The sequence below is a fragment of the Kitasatospora sp. NPDC004723 genome, assembly GCF_040609255.1.
In the GTDB taxonomy this organism is placed as follows: Bacteria; Actinomycetota; Actinomycetes; order Streptomycetales; family Streptomycetaceae; genus Kitasatospora.
Window position 1 is genome coordinate 39098 of sequence record NZ_JBEXJT010000005.1, and the last position, 15723, is coordinate 54820.

The following is a 15723-nucleotide window of genomic DNA, read 5'->3' on the forward strand; positions in this document are numbered from 1 at the left end:
GTATCGGCACGGGGGAGCGCACGGCGCACCCGCCCGGCGCGCGTCTCACGGAACGGACCCCCGGCGACCGCCGCGAACTGCGGCTTCACATCGCCCCCACCACCGGAACAGTCAGACCGGGGGCGGCGCCAGGCCCGCGCCGACCGGCAGGTTGCGGACCACCGTGAAGACCAGGACGAGCAGCCCGACCAGTACCCAGCGGCGGGCCCCCAGGGCGAGCCTGGGGCCGGGCAGGGCCCGCAGCGCGGCCCAGAGCCAGCGCACCCAGAGCACCCCCAGCACGGCGAACAGCAGCACCGCGACCGCGTTGTCGTGCAGCGCTCCGCTGAGGTCCCCGTGGGTCAGCGCGTGCACGCAGCGCAGCCCGCCGCAGCCGGGGCACCACCAGCCGGTGGCCGCCAGGAAGGGACAGTCGGGGTAGTGCCCGGGGACGTTCGGGTCCACCGTGGCGACGTACCCGGTGGGAATGGCCACGGCGGCCACTGCGGACAGCGGCGGCACCAGCCGGCGCGGCGCGGAGGGCCGGGCGGCGGTGGGGGCGGGGGCGGCGTTCACGCCCATGATTGTGCCCGCCCGGGCGCCCGGGCGGGAGAAGCGAAACGGCGGCCCGCGGGCCGCCGTTCACGCGAGGTGCCGTTGAATCAGGCGGAGGCGGCGGCCAGCGCGGCCTGCTCCTCGGGGGTGTAGACCATGGTGCTGGGCTGCTTGCCCATGCCCGCCATCGACATGGCCTTGCCGACCACGCCGCCGAGCAGGACGACCGCCAGGCCGGCGCAGGTCAGCAGCACCGACGGGAGGATCATCGCAACGCCGGCGATGCCGAAGCCGAGGAACGAGATGGTCACGCCGGTCCAGGCGGCGGGGTTGTGGCCGTGTGCTGCTGCTGCCATCGGATGGTGCTCCTACGCTCTCGGGGCCCGACCGGGCCTGCTCGGCCCCTCACGGGTTGACGTGTCCCACTTGACGTCTCCATTGTGCCGGGCCACACAAGCACGCCCCAAAGGGGGTGCCGGGTCTATCGCGTCACAGTCGGGTCCGCCGGGCCGCCGTGCGGCGCGGCGGACCGCAGGGTGGTCCGGCCGGTCAGCCCGCCGTCGGGTCCTCGCCGCGGTCCAGCGCCTTCCACAGGTCCGCCGGGCTCTCCGCGGCGGCGGTCCGCCGCTTCGCCGGCGCCGCCTTGCCGGTCGGCGCCTCGTAGCGGCTGCCCATGGCCGGCCAGCCGCGCCCGTAGCGGGCGGTCAGCAGCCCGGCCAGCGCCAGCAGCAGCCCGCCCAGCAGGGCCACCCACGGCCAGGCGGTGTGCGAGACCCCGGTCGCCGCCGAGCCGGTCAGCGCCAGCTTGCGGGCCGCCTCGGTGTCCAGCGCGGCGGTGTCCCCGGCACCCGCCGCCGCGGCGGCCGCCGCGCCCAGCCCGGCCAGCACGGTCAGCGCCCCCACCGCGAGCCGGCCGGCGCCGCGCACCGCGAACACCGCCACCGCCGCCGCCAGCGCCACCAGCGCCAGCCCGGCGGGCAGTTCGGAGATCTTCCCGCCGGTGACGGAGACCTCCAGGGTCCCCGCCGTGCCCTCGGCCCAGACCCGGCCGGCGGCGGTCAGGACCAGCACCGCGCCCAGCGCGGTGAGCAGCAGCATCACCCCCAGCGTGCGCCGTCCGGCCCGCGCGGCGGGCGCGGGAGCGGCGGCGGGGGCGGCGGGTACGGCGTCGGTAGGGGCTTCAGCGCTCACCGCACCAGTGTCCCCCGCCCTCACCCCGCCACCGCACCCGGGGTGGGCGGCTCGACCGGGAAATCGCCCGTCTCCAGCACCAGGGTGCGCTCCCCCAGCGGCAGGAAGAGATCGTTCCCGAAGGGCACCCGCTCCGCCTCCCGGTACCCGGCGCCGGGCAGCGGACGGCTGTGCACCGTGCAGACGCCCTCCCGCGGGTCCACCACGACGTACAGCGGGACGCCCGCGGCGGCGTGGAACCGGTGGCGCCCGGCCGGCTCCGGCGCCGGGAGCACGTCCAGCACCACCAGCGCGTCCCCGGCCCGGTAGTGCCCGGCGGGGTCCGGCACCGCCCCCGGGACGAGCAGCACCAGCGCGGCCGGCTGCCCGTCCAGCCGCACGTCCGCGAGGACGCCGCCATGGCCGCCCGGCTGCCGCACCAACTGCTCCCTGGCGGAGGTCACGATCCGCCGCTGCGCCTCCGGCATCCTGCTGTCCCTTCCGCTGCGGCGGCCCCCGCGACCCGCGCGGGGACCGGCGGTCCTACGGCCTACGCAGCGTATTCGCGGTGGCCACCGCGCGCAGGACGGCGGCGGCCTTGTTGCGGCATTCGGTGTCCTCGCCGTGCGGGTCGGAGTCGGCCACCACACCGGCGCCGGCCTGCACGTACGCGGTGCCGTCGCGCAGCACGGCGGTGCGGATGGCGATCGCGGTGTCGGAGTCCCCGGCGAAGTCCAGGTAGCCGACGCAGCCGCCGTACAGGCCGCGGCGGGTGGGCTCCAGCTCCTCGATGATCCGCATCGCCCGCGGCTTGGGCGCGCCGGAGAGGGTGCCGGCCGGGAAGCACGCGGTCAGCACGTCGAAGGCGGTCCGCCCCTCGGCGACCTTGCCGGTCACCGTGGAGACGATGTGCATGACGTGGCTGTACCGCTCGATCTGCATGAAGTCGACGACCTCGACGCTGCCCGGCTCGCAGACCCGCCCGAGGTCGTTGCGCCCGAGGTCGACCAGCATCAGGTGCTCGGCCCGCTCCTTGGGGTCGGCGAGCAGCTCGGCGGCCAGCTCGGCGTCCTCGTGCGGGGTGGCGCCGCGGTGCCGGGTGCCGGCGATCGGGTGCAGCATCGCCGCGCCGTCGGTGACCTTGACCAGCGCCTCCGGGCTGGAGCCGACCACGTCGAAGCCGCCCTCGGCGCCGCCGTCCGGGCCGGGGAAGCGGAACAGGTACATGTACGGGCTCGGGTTGGTGGTGCGCAGCACCCGGTAGACGTCGAGCGCGGAGGCCGGGCAGGGCGCCTCGAACCGCTGCGAGGGCACCACCTGGAACGCCTCGCCGGCCCGGATCCGCTCCTTGATCTCCTCCACCGCGGCCCGGTACGGCTCCCCGCCGAACGGCGAGCGGACCTCGCCGGGGCCGCTCGGGGTGAAGGTGGCCAGGCCCGGGTCGACCGGCTTGAGCAGGTCGGCCTCCATCGCGTCGAGCCGGGCGACGGCGTCCCTGTAGGCCTCGTCCACCCCGCTGGCCAGGTCGTTGTGGTTGACCGCGTTGGCGATCAGCAGCACGGTGCCGTCGGCGTGGTCGAGCACGGCGAGGTCGGTGGCGAGCAGCAGGGTCAGCTCGGGCAGCTTCAGGTCGTCCGGGTTGAGGTCGGGCAGCTTCTCCAGCCGGCGGACCACGTCGTAGCCGAGGTAGCCGACCAGGCCGCCGGTGAGCGGCGGCAGGCCGTCGTCGGGGTGGCGCGGGGTGTGCAGGGCCCGCAGCGCGGCGCGCAGCACCTCCAGCGGGTCGCCGTCGGTGGGGATGCCGACCGGCGGGGCGCCGAGCCAGCGGGCGCCGCCGTCCGGGGCCGCGGTCAGGGTGGCGGCGCTGCGCACGCCGACGAAGGAGTAGCGCGACCAGCTGCGGCCCTGCTCGGCGGACTCCAGCAGGAAGGTGCCGGGGCGCTCGTCGGCGAGGCTGCGGTAGAGGCCGATCGGGGTGAGGCCGTCCGCGAGGAGCCTGCGGGTGACCGGGATGACCCGGGTGTCGACGGCGAGCTTGCGGAAGGCTTCGAGGTCCATGGCGTGCGGCACCTTTCGACGGAGGGGCGGAAGGGGGTGGTCGGCCGGGCGGTCGGTCAGCCGAGCGGGAGCACGTCGGCGTCGAAGCAGGTGCGGTCGCCGGTGTGGCAGGCCGCGCCGGTCTGGTCGACCTTGACCAGCAGGGTGTCGCCGTCGCAGTCCAGCGCGACCGACTTGACCTGCTGCACGTGGCCGGAGGTGTCGCCCTTCACCCAGTACTCGCGGCGGCTGCGGCTCCAGTAGGTGCAACGGCCCGTGGTGAGGGTGCGGTGCAGCGCTTCGTCGTCCATCCAGCCCAGCATCAGCACCTCGCCGGTGTCGTACTGCTGCGCGATCGCCGGCAGGAGGCCGTCCTCGGTGCGCTTGAGGCGGGCGGCGATCTCGGCGGCCAGGGCGGTGGAACCGGGGGCGGCGGGTGTGGTGGACATGGGGCCATTCTGTCAGCCCGGTCCGTGCGGCCGGGGCCGCCGTCCGGATCCCGGCCGCGGCCGTGAACAGCGGCGGACGCCCCCCGGGGACGCCGGACCGACCATCCGATCGAACGAGTTGTGCCAACCGCCTGCCGGGCGGCCCCGTTCTGCGCCATTCTCATGGTCATGACCTCCGAGCAGCGCGCCGCCGACCCCGCCGAGCCGCCGGGCGACGACGACCGCCCCCGCCCGGGGGGCACCTCCGACGCCCGGCCGTCCCGGGGCCTGCTGATCGCCGTCGCGGCGGTGCTGGCGGTCCTGCTCGCGGTGGTCGCGACGGTCCTGCTGTGGCCCGCGGACGACCCGGCGCCCAAGCCGCCGCCGCCCGCCCCGACCACGGCCTCGCCGACGCCCACCCCGACCCCCACGCCGACTCCCACCCCGACGCCGACCCCCACGCCGAGCAAGGCGGTGCCGTACAGCTTCTTCACCGTCGGCGCCTGCCTGGACCACCCGCAGCTGAGCAAGACGGTCACCAAGCCGGAGGCCCGCCCCTGCGAGGATCAGCACGACGGCGAGGCCGTCGCCGACCAGCTGCTGCCGGAGGGGCTGTCCGGCGACTACCAGATCGGCAACGCGATGCGGGACGGCTGCAAGGAGGCGCAGGCCGCCGCCGAGGCCCGGCAGGGCGGCGGCGGGCCGTACTACAGCTACCCGGTGGGCCCGAGCTACCCCTTCTACCAGCAGGGCTGGCGCGACTACACCTGCATCCTGACCGCGAGCAACCGGCCGGGCTCCACCAAGCTCACCGGGCAGTTGCGCTGAACCCCCGTCAGCGGGGCGCCTAGGCTGAGGGCATGTCGAACCACGCCCTCGCCGAGCGCCACCGCCTGGCCGAACTGCTGGCCGCCGCCGGACCGGACGCGCCCACCCTCTGCGCCGGGTGGTCCACCCGGGACCTCGCCGCCCACCTGGTGATCCGCGAGCGGCGACCGGACGCCGCCGCGGGCATCCGGGTCGGCCCGCTGGCCGGCTGGACCCACCGGGTGCAGGAGTCGTACGCCGACCGGCCCTACGAGGAGCTGGTCCGGATGTTCCGCTCCGGCCCGCCGGTGCTCTCGCTGTTCTCGCTGCCCGGCGCGGACGAGGCGGCCAACACCGTCGAGTACTACGTGCACGCCGAGGACGTCGCCCGCGCCGGTGAAGGCCCCGGGCCGCGGCCCGTACCGCCCGGCCGGGCCGAGGCGCTCTGGCGCCGGCTGCCACTGATCGCCCGGCTGGAGGCAGGCCGCCGCTCCCCCGTGCGGCTGGAGCTGATCCGCCCGGACGGCCGGAGCCTGACCGTCGGCCCGGCCGGCATGCCGACCGTGCGGATCACCGGCGAGCCGGGCGAGCTGGTGCTCTTCGCCTTCGGCCGCGGCGCCCGCGCCGAGCTGACGGTGGACGGCCCCGAGGACGCCGTCGAGGCCCTGCGCCACGCCCTGCCGATCCCGTAGCCGGGGGCGGTCCCGGCTGCGGATGTCACCGGTGGGGTGCAGACTCGCAGATGGCGGATGGCAGAGGCCGGGGCGGGCCGCCGCCCGGCCCCCGCCCGTCGTTTCCGTCTCCCTCTCCCCGAAGGGACGCGACACCATGCTCACCACCGACTTCCCCGCCGGCTCCCCCTGCTGGATCGACCTCGGCAGCCCGGACCCGGCCGCCGCCGCCACCTTCTACGGGACGGTCTTCGGCTGGACCTTCCGGTCCGCCGGCCCGGAGGCCGGCGGTTACGGCTTCCTCCAGCTGAACGGGAAGACGGCCGCGGCCGTCGGCCCGCTCACCGAGGAGGGCGCGCACTCGGCCTGGACGACGTACTTCCGCACGCCCGACGCCGAGGCCACCGGCAAGGCCGTCGCGCAGGCCGGCGGCACCGTCCGGGTCCCGGCCTTCGACGTGATGGACGCCGGGCGGATGGCCCAGCTGACCGACCCGCAGGGCGCCGACTTCGCGGTCTGGCAGCCCGGCACGGTGACCGGCCTGGACGTCGTCTCCGAGGACGGCGCGCTGATCTGGGCCGAACTGCACACCAGTGACGTCGACGCGGGCTTCGCCTTCTACCGGAAGGTCTTCGGCTGGCGCTCCGAGGACTTCCCCGCCCCCGGCATGACGTACAAGGTGCTCTCCCCCGCCGAGGGCGACCTGCGGGGCACCGCGTTCGGCGGCCTCGCCCCGGTGATGGGCGAGGCCCAGCCGCCGAGCTGGACGCCGTACTTCGGTGCCGCCGACGTGGACGGCGTGGTCGCCCGGGCCACCGGTGCCGGCGCCACCGTGCTGATGGGTCCGGAGAGCGTCCCGGACGTCGGCCGGATCGCCTGGCTCGCCGACCCGTTCGGCGCCCCGTTCGCCCTGATCAAGGGCGAGCCGCCGAAGGAGTCCTGACCGCCTTCCGGCGCTTCCGCCCCCGCACCCCCTGCGCTAGCCTCGCGAGCGGGCGAGCAGCGCAGGGGGTGCGGCCGTGCAGCGAACGCAACCGGACGGGGGCTGGCCCGAGGGCACCCTGCTGGCCGAGCTGCGCCGTGACGGCTCCCCCGCCGCGCTCGCCGCCGAGCGGGCCGTCCTGCGGCTGGGCACCCGGCGCGCGCACGGCCACGGCGAGACCCTGATCCTGGACCGGGACCTCGGCGGCTTCGTCCTGCTGCTGCTCACCGGCTTCGCCAAGGCCACCGTCGAGGACACCGCGGGCGCGACCGCCCTGCTGGACGTCCGGGCGTTCGGCGACGTGGTCGGCGAGGCCGCCGCCCTCGACGGGCAGCCCCGCTCAGCGACCGTGACCGCGGCCGGACCGGTCACCGCGCGCCGGATCTCCCAGCCCGACTGGCTGCACTGGCTCGGCGGCCACGCCCCGGCCGGCCTCGCGCTGAGCCGCTGCCTGGTGCACCGCGGCCGGACCACCACCCGCCGGCTGGTCGGCCTCGCCTCCGAGCCGGTGCTGCACCGGCTCGCCCGCCATCTCGCCGACCTGGCCCGGCGCTACGGCACCGTCGGCCCGCGCGGCGTCGGCATCACCGTCCGCCCCCGGCTGACCCAGGCGGAGCTGGCCGCCCTGACCGGCGCCGGCGAGCGCCGGGTCCACCACGCCCTGCACGAGCTGGCCGATCGCGGCCTGATCCGGCTGGGCCGGCGCAGCACCGTCGTCCTGTCGCTGCCCGGCCTGCTGGAGCTGGCCGACGGACGGGCGGGCGTCGGCGCGGGCCTCGGCCCGGACGTCGGCCCGGACCTCAGCGGACCGGGTGCCCGGCCTCCCGCAGCGCGTTCTTGACCTCGCCGATCCGCAGGTCGCCGAAGTGGAAGACGCTGGCGGCCAGCACCGCGTCCGCGCCCGCCTCCACCGCCGGGGCGAAGTCGGCGAGCTTCCCGGCCCCGCCGGAGGCGATCACCGGCACCGACACGGTCTTGCGCACGGCCCGGATCAGCTCCAGGTCGTAGCCGTCCTTGGTGCCGTCGGCGTCCATCGAGTTGAGCAGGATCTCGCCCGCGCCCAGCTCGGCGGCGCGCCCGGCCCACTCGACGGCGTCCAGCCCGGTGCCCTGGCGGCCGCCGTGCGTGGTGACCTCGAAGCCCGAGGCGGTCTCGGTGCCCTCGGGGCAGCGCCGGGCGTCGACCGAGAGCACCAGCACCTGGCGGCCGAACCGCTGGGCGATCTCCCGGACCAGCTCGGGGCGGGCGATGGCGGCGGTGTTGACGCCGATCTTGTCGGCGCCGGCCCGCAGCAGCTTGTCGACGTCCTCGACGGCGCGGATGCCGCCGCCGACGGTGAGCGGGATGAAGACCTGCTCGGCGGTGCGGCGGACCACGTCGTAGGTGGTCTCGCGGTCGCCGGAGGAGGCCGTGATGTCGAGGAAGGTCAGCTCGTCGGCGCCCTCGGCGTCGTAGAGCTTGGCCATCTCGACCGGGTCCCCGGCGTCGCGGAGGTTCTGGAAGTTGACGCCCTTGACCACGCGGCCGGCGTCGACGTCCAGGCAGGGGATGACACGTACTGCGAGGGTCACGGCTGATTGCCTTCCAGAGCTTCCAGGGTTGCGGCGAGTCCGGCGCGGTGGGCGTCGAGTTCGACCTCGGCGAGCATCCGCGAGTCGACCAGGCTCTGCACCACCACGACGGCGGCCGCCGGGCGCACCGCGCCGAAGAGCTCCTGGTGGGCGCGGCCCGCCGCGTCGATGTCGCGGGCGTGGGTGAGGTACACCCGGGTGCGGACCACGTCGTCCGCCGTCAGACCGTACGCGGCCAGGGCCTCCAGCGCGTTGCCGAAGGCGGTCCGGGCCTGCTCGTAGGGGTCGCCCTCACCGTGCAGCACGCCGTCCACCAGCGGCCGGGCGCCGGCGACGTGCACATGGTCCCCGGCGGCGACCGCCTGCGACGCGCCGAAGGTCTCCTCCCAGACGGAGAAGCCGCCGAGCCGGCCGCGCACGATCCGACGTTCCGTCATCCCGAAACCGCCTCCAACGCCTCTCCGAGGGTGAACTTCTGCTCGTAGAGTGCCTTGCCCACGATGGCGCCCTCGACTCCCTCGCCGACCAGGCCGGCGATGGCCCGCAGGTCGTCCAGCGAGGAGACGCCGCCGGAGGCGACCACCGGCTTGTCGGTGGCGGCGCACACGTCGCGCAGCAGCTGCAGGTTGGGGCCGGTCAGGGTGCCGTCCCGGTTGACGTCGGTGACCACGTAGCGGGCGCAGCCCTCGGCGTCCAGGCGGGCCAGCACGTCGAACAGCTGGCCGCCGTCGCTGGTCCAGCCGCGGCCGCGCAGGGTGGTGCCGACCACGTCCAGGCCGACGGCGATCCTGTCACCGTGCTCGGCGATGACCTTGGCGACCCACTCGGGGCTCTCCAGGGCGGCGGTGCCGAGGTTGACCCGGGTGCAGCCGGTGGCCAGCGCGGCGGCCAGCGAGGCGTCGTCGCGGATGCCGCCGGACAGCTCGACCTTGATGTCCAGGCTGCCGGTGATCTCGCGCACCAGGTCCCGGTTGGAGCCGGTGCCGAAGGCGGCGTCGAGGTCGACCAGGTGCAGCCACTCGGCGCCGGCGTCCTGCCAGGCGAGGGCGGCGGCGAGCGGCTCGCCGAAGGAGGTCTCGGTGCCGGAGGCGCCCTTGACCAGGCGGACGGCCTGGCCGTCCCGGACGTCGACGGCGGGCAGCAGTTCAAGGCGACTCATGGTGTTACAACTCTTCCGTCGTCGAAGGGTTCAGAGGGTGCTGACCCAGTTGGTCAGCAGCGCGGCGCCGGCGTCGCCGGACTTCTCGGGGTGGAACTGGGTGGCCCACAGCGGACCGTTCTCGACGGCCGCGACGAACGGCTGCCCGTGGGTGGCCCAGGTGACCAGCGGCGGGTTGATCCGCGCGCTGTGCGCCTCCAGCTCCCAGCTGCGCACCCCGTAGGAGTGGACGAAGTAGAAGCGGGTGTCCGCGTCCAGGCCGGCGAACATCCGGCTGCCCTCGGGGGCGTCCACGGTGTTCCAGCCCATGTGCGGCACGACCGGCGCCTCCAGCGGCTCCACGGTGCCCGGCCACTCGTCGCAGCCGGCGCTCTCCACGCCGTGCTCGACGCCCTTCTCGAAGAGGATCTGCATGCCCACGCAGATGCCCATGACCGGCCGGCCGCCGGCCAGCCGGCGCCCGATGATCCAGTCCCCGCGGACCGACCTCAGCCCGCGCATGCAGGCCTCGAAGGCGCCGACGCCGGGCACCAGCAGGCCGTCGGCGTCCATCGCGGCCTGGTAGTCGGAGGTGACGGTGACGTTCGCCCCGGTCCGCTCCAGGGCGCGCTGCGCCGAGCGGAGGTTGCCCGAGCCGTAGTCGAGCACCACGACGTTCTTGCCCATGTTCAGGTGTCCAGTCTTTCGTTCGCTCGACGGTTACAGGCGCATGAGGCCCGAGCCCAGGCACATCAGCGAGCCCAGGGCGAGCACGAGGATGACGCCCTTGGAGTGCTTCTGCTTCCAGAACGAGATGACGCCGCCGGCCAGGAAGAGCCCGACGAAGATGAGGATCATCGCGGAGTTGCTCACAGCGCACCCTTGGTCGACGGGAGGATGCCGGCCGCGCGCGGGTCGCGCTCGGCGGCGTAGCGCAGGGCCCGGGCCAGCGCCTTGAACTGGCACTCCACGATGTGGTGCGCGTTGCGACCGTACGGCACGTGGACGTGCAGGGCGATCTGGGCCTGGGCCACGAAGGACTCCAGGATGTGCCGGGTCATGGTGGTGTCGTAGGTGCCGATCATCGGCGCCATCTTCTCCGGCTCGGTGTGCACCAGGTAGGGGCGGCCGGAGAGGTCGACGGTCACCTGGGCGAGCGACTCGTCCAGCGGCACGGTGCAGTTGCCGAACCGGTAGATGCCGACCTTGTCGCCGAGCGCCTGCCGGAAGGCGGCGCCGAGCGCGAGGGCGGTGTCCTCGATGGTGTGGTGGGTGTCGATGTGCAGGTCGCCGTCGGTCTTCACGGTGAGGTCGAAGAGGCCGTGGCGCCCGAGCTGGTCGAGCATGTGGTCGTAGAAGCCGACGCCCGTGGAGATGTCGGTCTTGCCGGTGCCGTCCAGGTCTATCTCGACCAGGACGGAGGTCTCCTTGGTGGTGCGCTCGACGCGTCCGATGCGGGTCATTCGGGGTTACAGCTCCTTGATCACAAGTCGGACGGCGTCCAGGAAGGCGTCGTTCTCAGCGGGGGTGCCGGCGGTGACGCGCAGCCATCCGGGGACGCCGTTGTCACGGACCAGGACGCCGTGGTCGAGGATGGCCCGCCAGACGGCGTGGGTGTCGGCGAAGCGGCCGAACTGGACGAAGTTGGCGTCCGAGTCGGTCACCTCCAGACCGAGCCCGCGCAGCGCCTCGACCAGCCGGTCGCGCTCGGCCTTGAGCCGGCCGACGTAGCCGAGCAGGGTGTCGGTGTGCTCCAGGCAGGCCAGCGCGGTGGCCTGGGTGACGGCCGACAGGTGGTACGGCAGCCGGACCAGCTGCACCGCGTCCACCACCGCCGGGTCGGCGGCCAGGTAGCCCAGGCGCAGCCCGGCCGCGCCGAAGGCCTTGGACATGGTGCGGGAGACGACCAGGTTGGGGCGGCCCTCGATCAGCGGCAGCAGCGAGTCGCGGTACGAGAACTCGACGTACGCCTCGTCGACCACCACCAGGCTGGGCCGGGCGGCCTGCGCGGCCTCGTACAGCCGCAGCACGGTGTCGGCGTCGACGGCGGTGCCGGTCGGGTTGTTCGGCGAGCAGACGAACACCACGTGCGGGCGGTGCTCGGCGATCGCCGCGACGGCGGCGTCCAGGTCGATGGTGAAGTCGGCGTTGCGCGGGCCGGAGATCCAGCCGGTGCCGGTGCCCCGGGAGATCAGCGCGTGCATCGAGTACGAGGGCTCGAAGCCGAGCGCGGTGCGGCCGGGGCCGCCGAAGGTCTGCAGCAGCTGCTGGAGCACCTCGTTGGAGCCGTTGGCGGCCCAGACGTTCTCCCGGGCGACGGCGTGGCCGGTGGTGCGGGTGAGGTACGCCGCCAGGCCCTCGCGCAGCTCGACCGCGTCGCGGTCGGGGTAGCGGTTGAGGTTCCGGGCGGCCTCGGCGACCCGCTCGGCGATCCGGGCGACCAGCTCCTCGGGGAGCGGGTACGGGTTCTCGTTGGTGTTCAGCTGGACCGGGACGTCGAGCTGCGGGGCGCCGTAGGGCGACTGGCCGCGCAGCTCGTCCCGGACGGGAAGGTCGTCGATCGTGGTCACGTGCCGGGAACCGTCCACTCGAATCGGGCCTTGATCGCGTCGCCGTGACCGGGCAGGTCCTCGGCGTTCGCCAGGTTGACGACGTGCTCGGCGATGCCGGCCAGCGCCTCGCGGTCGTACTCGACGACCTGCACGCCGCGCAGGAAGGTCTGCACGGACAGGCCCGAGGAGTGGCAGGCGCAGCCGCCGGTGGGCAGCACGTGGTTGGAGCCGGCCGCGTAGTCGCCCAGCGAGACCGGGGTGAACCGGCCGAGGAAGATCGCGCCCGCGTTGCGCACCTTCGCCGCGACCGCGTGCGGGTCGCGGGTCTGGATCTCCAGGTGCTCGGCCGCGTAGGCGTTGACCACGGCCAGGCCCTGCTCCAGGTCGTCGACCAGGATGATGCCGGACTGCCGGCCGCCCAGCGCCTCGGCCACCCGCTCGCTGTGCCGGGTGCGGGCGACCTGGGTCTTCAGCTCGGCCTCGACCGCCTCGGCGAGCGCCACCGAGTCGGTGACCAGCACCGAGCCCGAGGTCGGGCCGTGCTCGGCCTGGCTGATCAGGTCGGCGGCGACGTCCACCGGGTCGGCGCTGTCGTCGGCGAGGACGGCGATCTCGGTCGGGCCGGCCTCGGAGTCGATGCCGATCCGCCCGGCGAAGTAGCGCTTCGCGGCGGCCACGTAGATGTTGCCGGGGCCGGTGACCACGTTCACCGGCTCGCACTCCTCGGTGCCCAGCGCGAACATGGCGACCGCCTGGGCACCGCCGACCGCGTACACCTCGGTGACGCCGAGCAGCGCGCAGGCCGCCAGGATGGCCGGGTGCACCCGGCCGCCGAAGGCCTTCTGCGGCGGCGAGGTCACCGCGATGCCGCGCACGCCCGCCTCCTGGGCCGGCACCACGTTCATCACAACGGAGGACGGGTAGACCGCCAGCCCGCCGGGCACGTAGAGCCCGACCCGGTCCACCGGCACCCAGCGCTGGGTCACCGTGCCGCCCGGCACCACCTGGGTGGTGTGCCCCTCGCGGCGCTGGTCCGCGTGCACGATGCGGGCGCGGCGGATCGACTCCTCCAGCGCGGCGCGCACCTTCGGGTCCAGCTCCTCCAGCGCCTGCGAGATCTGCTCGGCCGGGACCCGGGTGGACTCCAGCCGCACGCCGTCGAAGCGTTCGGTGATCTCGATCAGCGCCGCGACTCCGCGATGATGCACGTCCTCGGCGATCGGACGCACCTTCTCCAGGGCGGCCGCGACGTCGAAGTCGGCACGGGGCAGCAGGTGGCGCGGGTCGTCGAGCGAGCCGCGCAGATCGATTCGAGAGATCACGCCACCCAGTGTAAGGAGTGGCCGGAACCGCCGGTCCCGCATTTCAGTCCGTGATACGAAGAGCGAGACGGCCGGGGGAGGCCGGGGAATCGGGGGGCAACCGTGACGGATCGGGCACCGGACGACTGGACGGCCGCCGAACAGGCACTCTGGCAGGCGTTCCGGCTCGGCCGGATCCACGACCTGCGCAGCGGCGAGGCCGCCGAGGACGACCCGTTCGGCGAGGCCGTCTGGGGCCCGGAGCGGACGGTCCGCGCCCGGGTGCTCGCCCGGCTGCTGCTGGACGGGCCTGCCGCGGTCCCCGGCCGGGTCGCCTCGCTCAAGCTGACCGGCGTCCTGGTCACCGGTCCGCTCGACCTGGCCGGCGGCACCATCGGCCACTACGTCGAGCTGCACGACTGCCGCTTCGACCAGAAGATCCTGATCTCCGAGGCCGAGGCCGGCACCCTGCGCTTCATCAACTGCCTCATCCCCCGGCTGGAGGCCTCCCGGCTGGCGACCTCCGGGGACCTGCACCTGGCCCGCTGCCGGATCCGCCAGGGCGTACGGCTCACCGACGCCCGGATCGGCACCGACCTGCTGATCAACCAGGCCACTCTGGGCGGCGACCGGTTCGGCCGGGCGCTGTCCGCCGACGGCATCGCGGTCAGCCAGGACTGCGAGGCCGACCGGCTGGAGACCCACGGCGAGGTCAGCCTGCGCACCGCCCGGATCGGCGGCCGGCTCTCGCTGCGCGGCGCCCAGCTGCGCGCCGTACCGGGCAACCGCAACGCCCTCAACGCGGTGCGGCTCACCGTCGGCCACACCCTGTACCTGAGCGGCTCGGCCGACGGCGGCTGGTACGGGTCCCAGACCTACTACGGCTCCGGGTACGGCGAGGTCCCGCCGCCGGACGCGCCGAGCACGCCGTTCCGCGCCTTCGGCCAGGTCCGGCTCTCCGACGGCCGCTTCGAGAACGCCTGCCTGCTCTCCGACGCCGAGTTCCACCTGGTCGACGGCGACGAGGTGACCCTGCGCCGGATCCAGACCCCGGAACTGCGCTTCACCTGCCGCTTCCCGGACGGCGGCGCCGTCTCGCTGTCCCGGGCCCGGATCGGCAACCTGGTCGACGCCCCCGGCTCCTGGCCGCAGGAGGGATCGGTCGGGCTCACCGGGTTCACCTACGAGTGCCTGCGCCCGGCCGTGCCGTTCCCCGTCCGGCAGCGCATCGGCTGGCTGGAACGTTCCTCCGTGGAGTTCCAGCCCGAGTCCTACGAGCAGCTCGCCGCCGCGCTGCGCCGCGACGGCGCCGACGACGACGCCCGCGAGGTGCTCTACGCCAAGCAGCGCCGCCGCCGGCAGACCCTGCCGCTACCGGCCCGGATCTGGGGCCGGGTCCAGGACGTCACCGTCGGCTACGGCTTCCGCCCCGGCCGCGCCGCGCTCTGGCTGCTGCTCGCCTGGGCGCTCGGCAGCCTCTACTTCGCCACCCACGCGCTCCAGCCGCTCAAGGCCGACGAGCGCCCGCACTGGAACCCGGTGCTGTACGCGCTCGGCCAGCTGCTGCCGGTCGTCGACCTCGGCCAGGCCGGCTGGAACCCCGGCGGCACCGCCCAGTGGGTCTCCTCCGGCCTGGTCGTGGTCGGCTGGGTGCTCGCCACCACGGTCGCCGCCGGCGCCAGCCGGATGCTCCAGCGCGGGTGAGCCGGCGAGGGCCCGCCGCCAGGGCCGTGACGGCCCGGCGGGTCCGGGGAACTACGCTGTCCGCCGTGACAGAACGGCTTCCGCTCTTCCCGCTGAACACCGTGCTCTACCCGGGCCTGGTGATGCCCCTGAACGTCTTCGAGGAGCGCTACCGCCGTCTGGTCGCCGACCTGCTGGAGCAACCCGAGGAACAGCCGCGCCGTTTCGGCGTGCTCGCCATCAAGGACGGCCGCGAGGTCGCCCCGGTCCGCCCCGAGGACGGCCCGGCCGGCCCGCTGGACGGCCTCGGCACCGCCACCGGCGACCCCTTGGAGGCGCTCCACCACATCGGCTGCGTCGCCGACGTCACCTCCGTCCAGCCGCAGCCGGACGGCCGGTACGAGCTGCTGGTCACCGGGACCACCCGGTTCTGGCTCCGGTCCGTCGACGTCGGCGGCCCGTACCTCGTCGGCGAGCTCGAACCCATCGAGGAACGCGCCGGCGAGGGCTCCGGCGCGCTGGCCGCCGAGGTCGAACGGATCTTCCGCACCTACCAGCGCCGGCTCGCCGGGGCCCGCGAGGCCAGCACCGTCGGCCGCCAGGAACTGCCCGACGACCCGCAGGTGCTGTCCTACCTGGTCGCCGCGGCCGCCGTCCTGGAGGTCCCGCTCAAGCAGCAGCTGCTCGCCTGCCCCGACAACGCCCAGCGGCTGCGCACCGAGCTCGAACTGCTGCGCCGCGAGACGGCGGTGCTCAGCTGGCTGCCCTCGCTGCCCGCCGTCAACCTCACCCGCCAGTCCTTCAGCCCCAACTGACCGGGCCCACCGCTTGCCCCCCACCGATTGAGGA

At 74.7% G+C, this 15723-nt stretch carries 20 protein-coding genes; 6 read left to right on the forward strand and 14 right to left on the reverse strand.

What is annotated here, in order from left to right; genetic code table 11:
- Positions 1 to 111: 111 nt before the first annotated feature.
- From ABZW10_RS08165 to hisI, 6 genes are all read right to left on the reverse strand, one after another.
- Complete coding sequence (locus ABZW10_RS08165) at positions 112 to 555, reverse strand: DUF2752 domain-containing protein (RefSeq protein WP_355361613.1); 444 nt, start codon at positions 553 to 555, stop codon at positions 112 to 114.
- Positions 556 to 641: 86 nt separating this feature from the next.
- The gene (locus ABZW10_RS08170) at positions 642 to 890 is read right to left on the reverse strand and encodes an HGxxPAAW family protein (RefSeq protein ID WP_355361615.1); all 249 of its coding nucleotides are present in this window, start codon (positions 888 to 890) and stop codon (positions 642 to 644) included.
- 193 nt (positions 891 to 1083) lie between these two features.
- A complete protein-coding gene (locus ABZW10_RS08175; RefSeq protein ID WP_355361617.1) occupies positions 1084 to 1725 on the reverse strand; it encodes a TIGR02234 family membrane protein in 642 nt (213 codons plus the stop codon).
- A 20-nt stretch (positions 1726 to 1745) separates the two neighbouring features.
- Positions 1746 to 2192 carry a hypothetical protein gene (locus tag ABZW10_RS08180; RefSeq protein ID WP_355361619.1) on the reverse strand — a complete coding sequence of 149 codons (447 nt, stop codon included), beginning with the start codon at positions 2190 to 2192 and terminating at the stop codon, positions 1746 to 1748.
- Positions 2193 to 2247: 55 nt separating this feature from the next.
- A complete protein-coding gene (locus tag ABZW10_RS08185) occupies positions 2248 to 3762 on the reverse strand; it encodes an anthranilate synthase component I (RefSeq protein WP_355361621.1) in 1515 nt (504 codons plus the stop codon).
- Between the two features lie 56 nt (positions 3763 to 3818).
- On the reverse strand, positions 3819 to 4190 hold the full coding sequence (gene hisI / locus ABZW10_RS08190) for a phosphoribosyl-AMP cyclohydrolase (protein WP_355361623.1): 372 nt from the start codon (positions 4188 to 4190) through the stop codon (positions 3819 to 3821).
- Between the two features lie 168 nt (positions 4191 to 4358).
- Here hisI and ABZW10_RS08195 point away from each other — a divergent pair, with 168 nt between their 5' ends.
- The 4 genes from ABZW10_RS08195 (at position 4359) to ABZW10_RS08210 (ending at position 7470) form a co-directional block, all read left to right on the forward strand.
- Positions 4359 to 4997 (forward strand): hypothetical protein, encoded by a 639-nt coding sequence (locus ABZW10_RS08195; RefSeq protein WP_355361625.1) that lies wholly within the window; start codon positions 4359 to 4361, stop codon positions 4995 to 4997.
- A 32-nt stretch (positions 4998 to 5029) separates the two neighbouring features.
- The gene (locus ABZW10_RS08200; protein WP_355361627.1) at positions 5030 to 5668 is read left to right on the forward strand and encodes a TIGR03085 family metal-binding protein; all 639 of its coding nucleotides are present in this window, start codon (positions 5030 to 5032) and stop codon (positions 5666 to 5668) included.
- Between the two features lie 136 nt (positions 5669 to 5804).
- Complete coding sequence (locus ABZW10_RS08205; protein WP_355361629.1) at positions 5805 to 6590, forward strand: VOC family protein; 786 nt, start codon at positions 5805 to 5807, stop codon at positions 6588 to 6590.
- Between the two features lie 76 nt (positions 6591 to 6666).
- The gene (locus tag ABZW10_RS08210) at positions 6667 to 7470 is read left to right on the forward strand and encodes a Crp/Fnr family transcriptional regulator (protein ID WP_355361631.1); all 804 of its coding nucleotides are present in this window, start codon (positions 6667 to 6669) and stop codon (positions 7468 to 7470) included.
- Here the strand turns inward: ABZW10_RS08210 and hisF are convergent.
- The 8 genes from hisF to hisD are packed head-to-tail and all read right to left on the reverse strand — an operon-like array spanning position 7430 to position 13212.
- The gene (gene hisF / locus ABZW10_RS08215) at positions 7430 to 8200 is read right to left on the reverse strand and encodes an imidazole glycerol phosphate synthase subunit HisF (protein ID WP_355361633.1); all 771 of its coding nucleotides are present in this window, start codon (positions 8198 to 8200) and stop codon (positions 7430 to 7432) included. The genes ABZW10_RS08210 and hisF overlap by 41 nt on opposite strands.
- On the reverse strand, positions 8197 to 8637 hold the full coding sequence (locus ABZW10_RS08220) for a Rid family hydrolase (protein WP_355361635.1): 441 nt from the start codon (positions 8635 to 8637) through the stop codon (positions 8197 to 8199). The genes hisF and ABZW10_RS08220 overlap by 4 nt, the downstream gene beginning before the upstream one ends.
- Positions 8634 to 9359, reverse strand: a complete 726-nt coding sequence (priA, locus tag ABZW10_RS08225; RefSeq protein ID WP_355361637.1) for a bifunctional 1-(5-phosphoribosyl)-5-((5-phosphoribosylamino)methylideneamino)imidazole-4-carboxamide isomerase/phosphoribosylanthranilate isomerase PriA — start codon at positions 9357 to 9359, stop codon at positions 8634 to 8636. Before priA ends, ABZW10_RS08220 begins: the two co-directional genes overlap by 4 nt.
- 30 nt (positions 9360 to 9389) lie before the next feature.
- Positions 9390 to 10025, reverse strand: a complete 636-nt coding sequence (gene hisH, locus ABZW10_RS08230; RefSeq protein ID WP_355361639.1) for an imidazole glycerol phosphate synthase subunit HisH — start codon at positions 10023 to 10025, stop codon at positions 9390 to 9392.
- A 33-nt stretch (positions 10026 to 10058) separates the two neighbouring features.
- The gene (locus ABZW10_RS08235; protein ID WP_344325680.1) at positions 10059 to 10211 is read right to left on the reverse strand and encodes a hypothetical protein; all 153 of its coding nucleotides are present in this window, start codon (positions 10209 to 10211) and stop codon (positions 10059 to 10061) included.
- Positions 10208 to 10801 carry an imidazoleglycerol-phosphate dehydratase HisB gene (hisB, locus tag ABZW10_RS08240; RefSeq protein ID WP_355361642.1) on the reverse strand — a complete coding sequence of 198 codons (594 nt, stop codon included), beginning with the start codon at positions 10799 to 10801 and terminating at the stop codon, positions 10208 to 10210. The genes ABZW10_RS08235 and hisB overlap by 4 nt, the downstream gene beginning before the upstream one ends.
- A 6-nt stretch (positions 10802 to 10807) precedes the next feature.
- Positions 10808 to 11908: a histidinol-phosphate transaminase gene (locus ABZW10_RS08245; protein ID WP_355361644.1), complete on the reverse strand. Its 1101-nt coding sequence runs from the start codon at positions 11906 to 11908 to the stop codon at positions 10808 to 10810.
- Positions 11905 to 13212, reverse strand: a complete 1308-nt coding sequence (hisD, locus tag ABZW10_RS08250; RefSeq protein ID WP_355361646.1) for a histidinol dehydrogenase — start codon at positions 13210 to 13212, stop codon at positions 11905 to 11907. The genes ABZW10_RS08245 and hisD overlap by 4 nt, the downstream gene beginning before the upstream one ends.
- Before the next feature lie 102 nt (positions 13213 to 13314).
- Between hisD and ABZW10_RS08255 the strand changes: the two genes are divergently transcribed.
- Both ABZW10_RS08255 and ABZW10_RS08260 read left to right on the forward strand, forming a co-directional pair.
- Positions 13315 to 14895 carry an oxidoreductase gene (locus ABZW10_RS08255; protein WP_355361648.1) on the forward strand — a complete coding sequence of 527 codons (1581 nt, stop codon included), beginning with the start codon at positions 13315 to 13317 and terminating at the stop codon, positions 14893 to 14895.
- A 65-nt stretch (positions 14896 to 14960) separates the two neighbouring features.
- Complete coding sequence (locus ABZW10_RS08260; RefSeq protein ID WP_355361650.1) at positions 14961 to 15689, forward strand: LON peptidase substrate-binding domain-containing protein; 729 nt, start codon at positions 14961 to 14963, stop codon at positions 15687 to 15689.
- Positions 15690 to 15723: the final 34 nt, after the last annotated feature.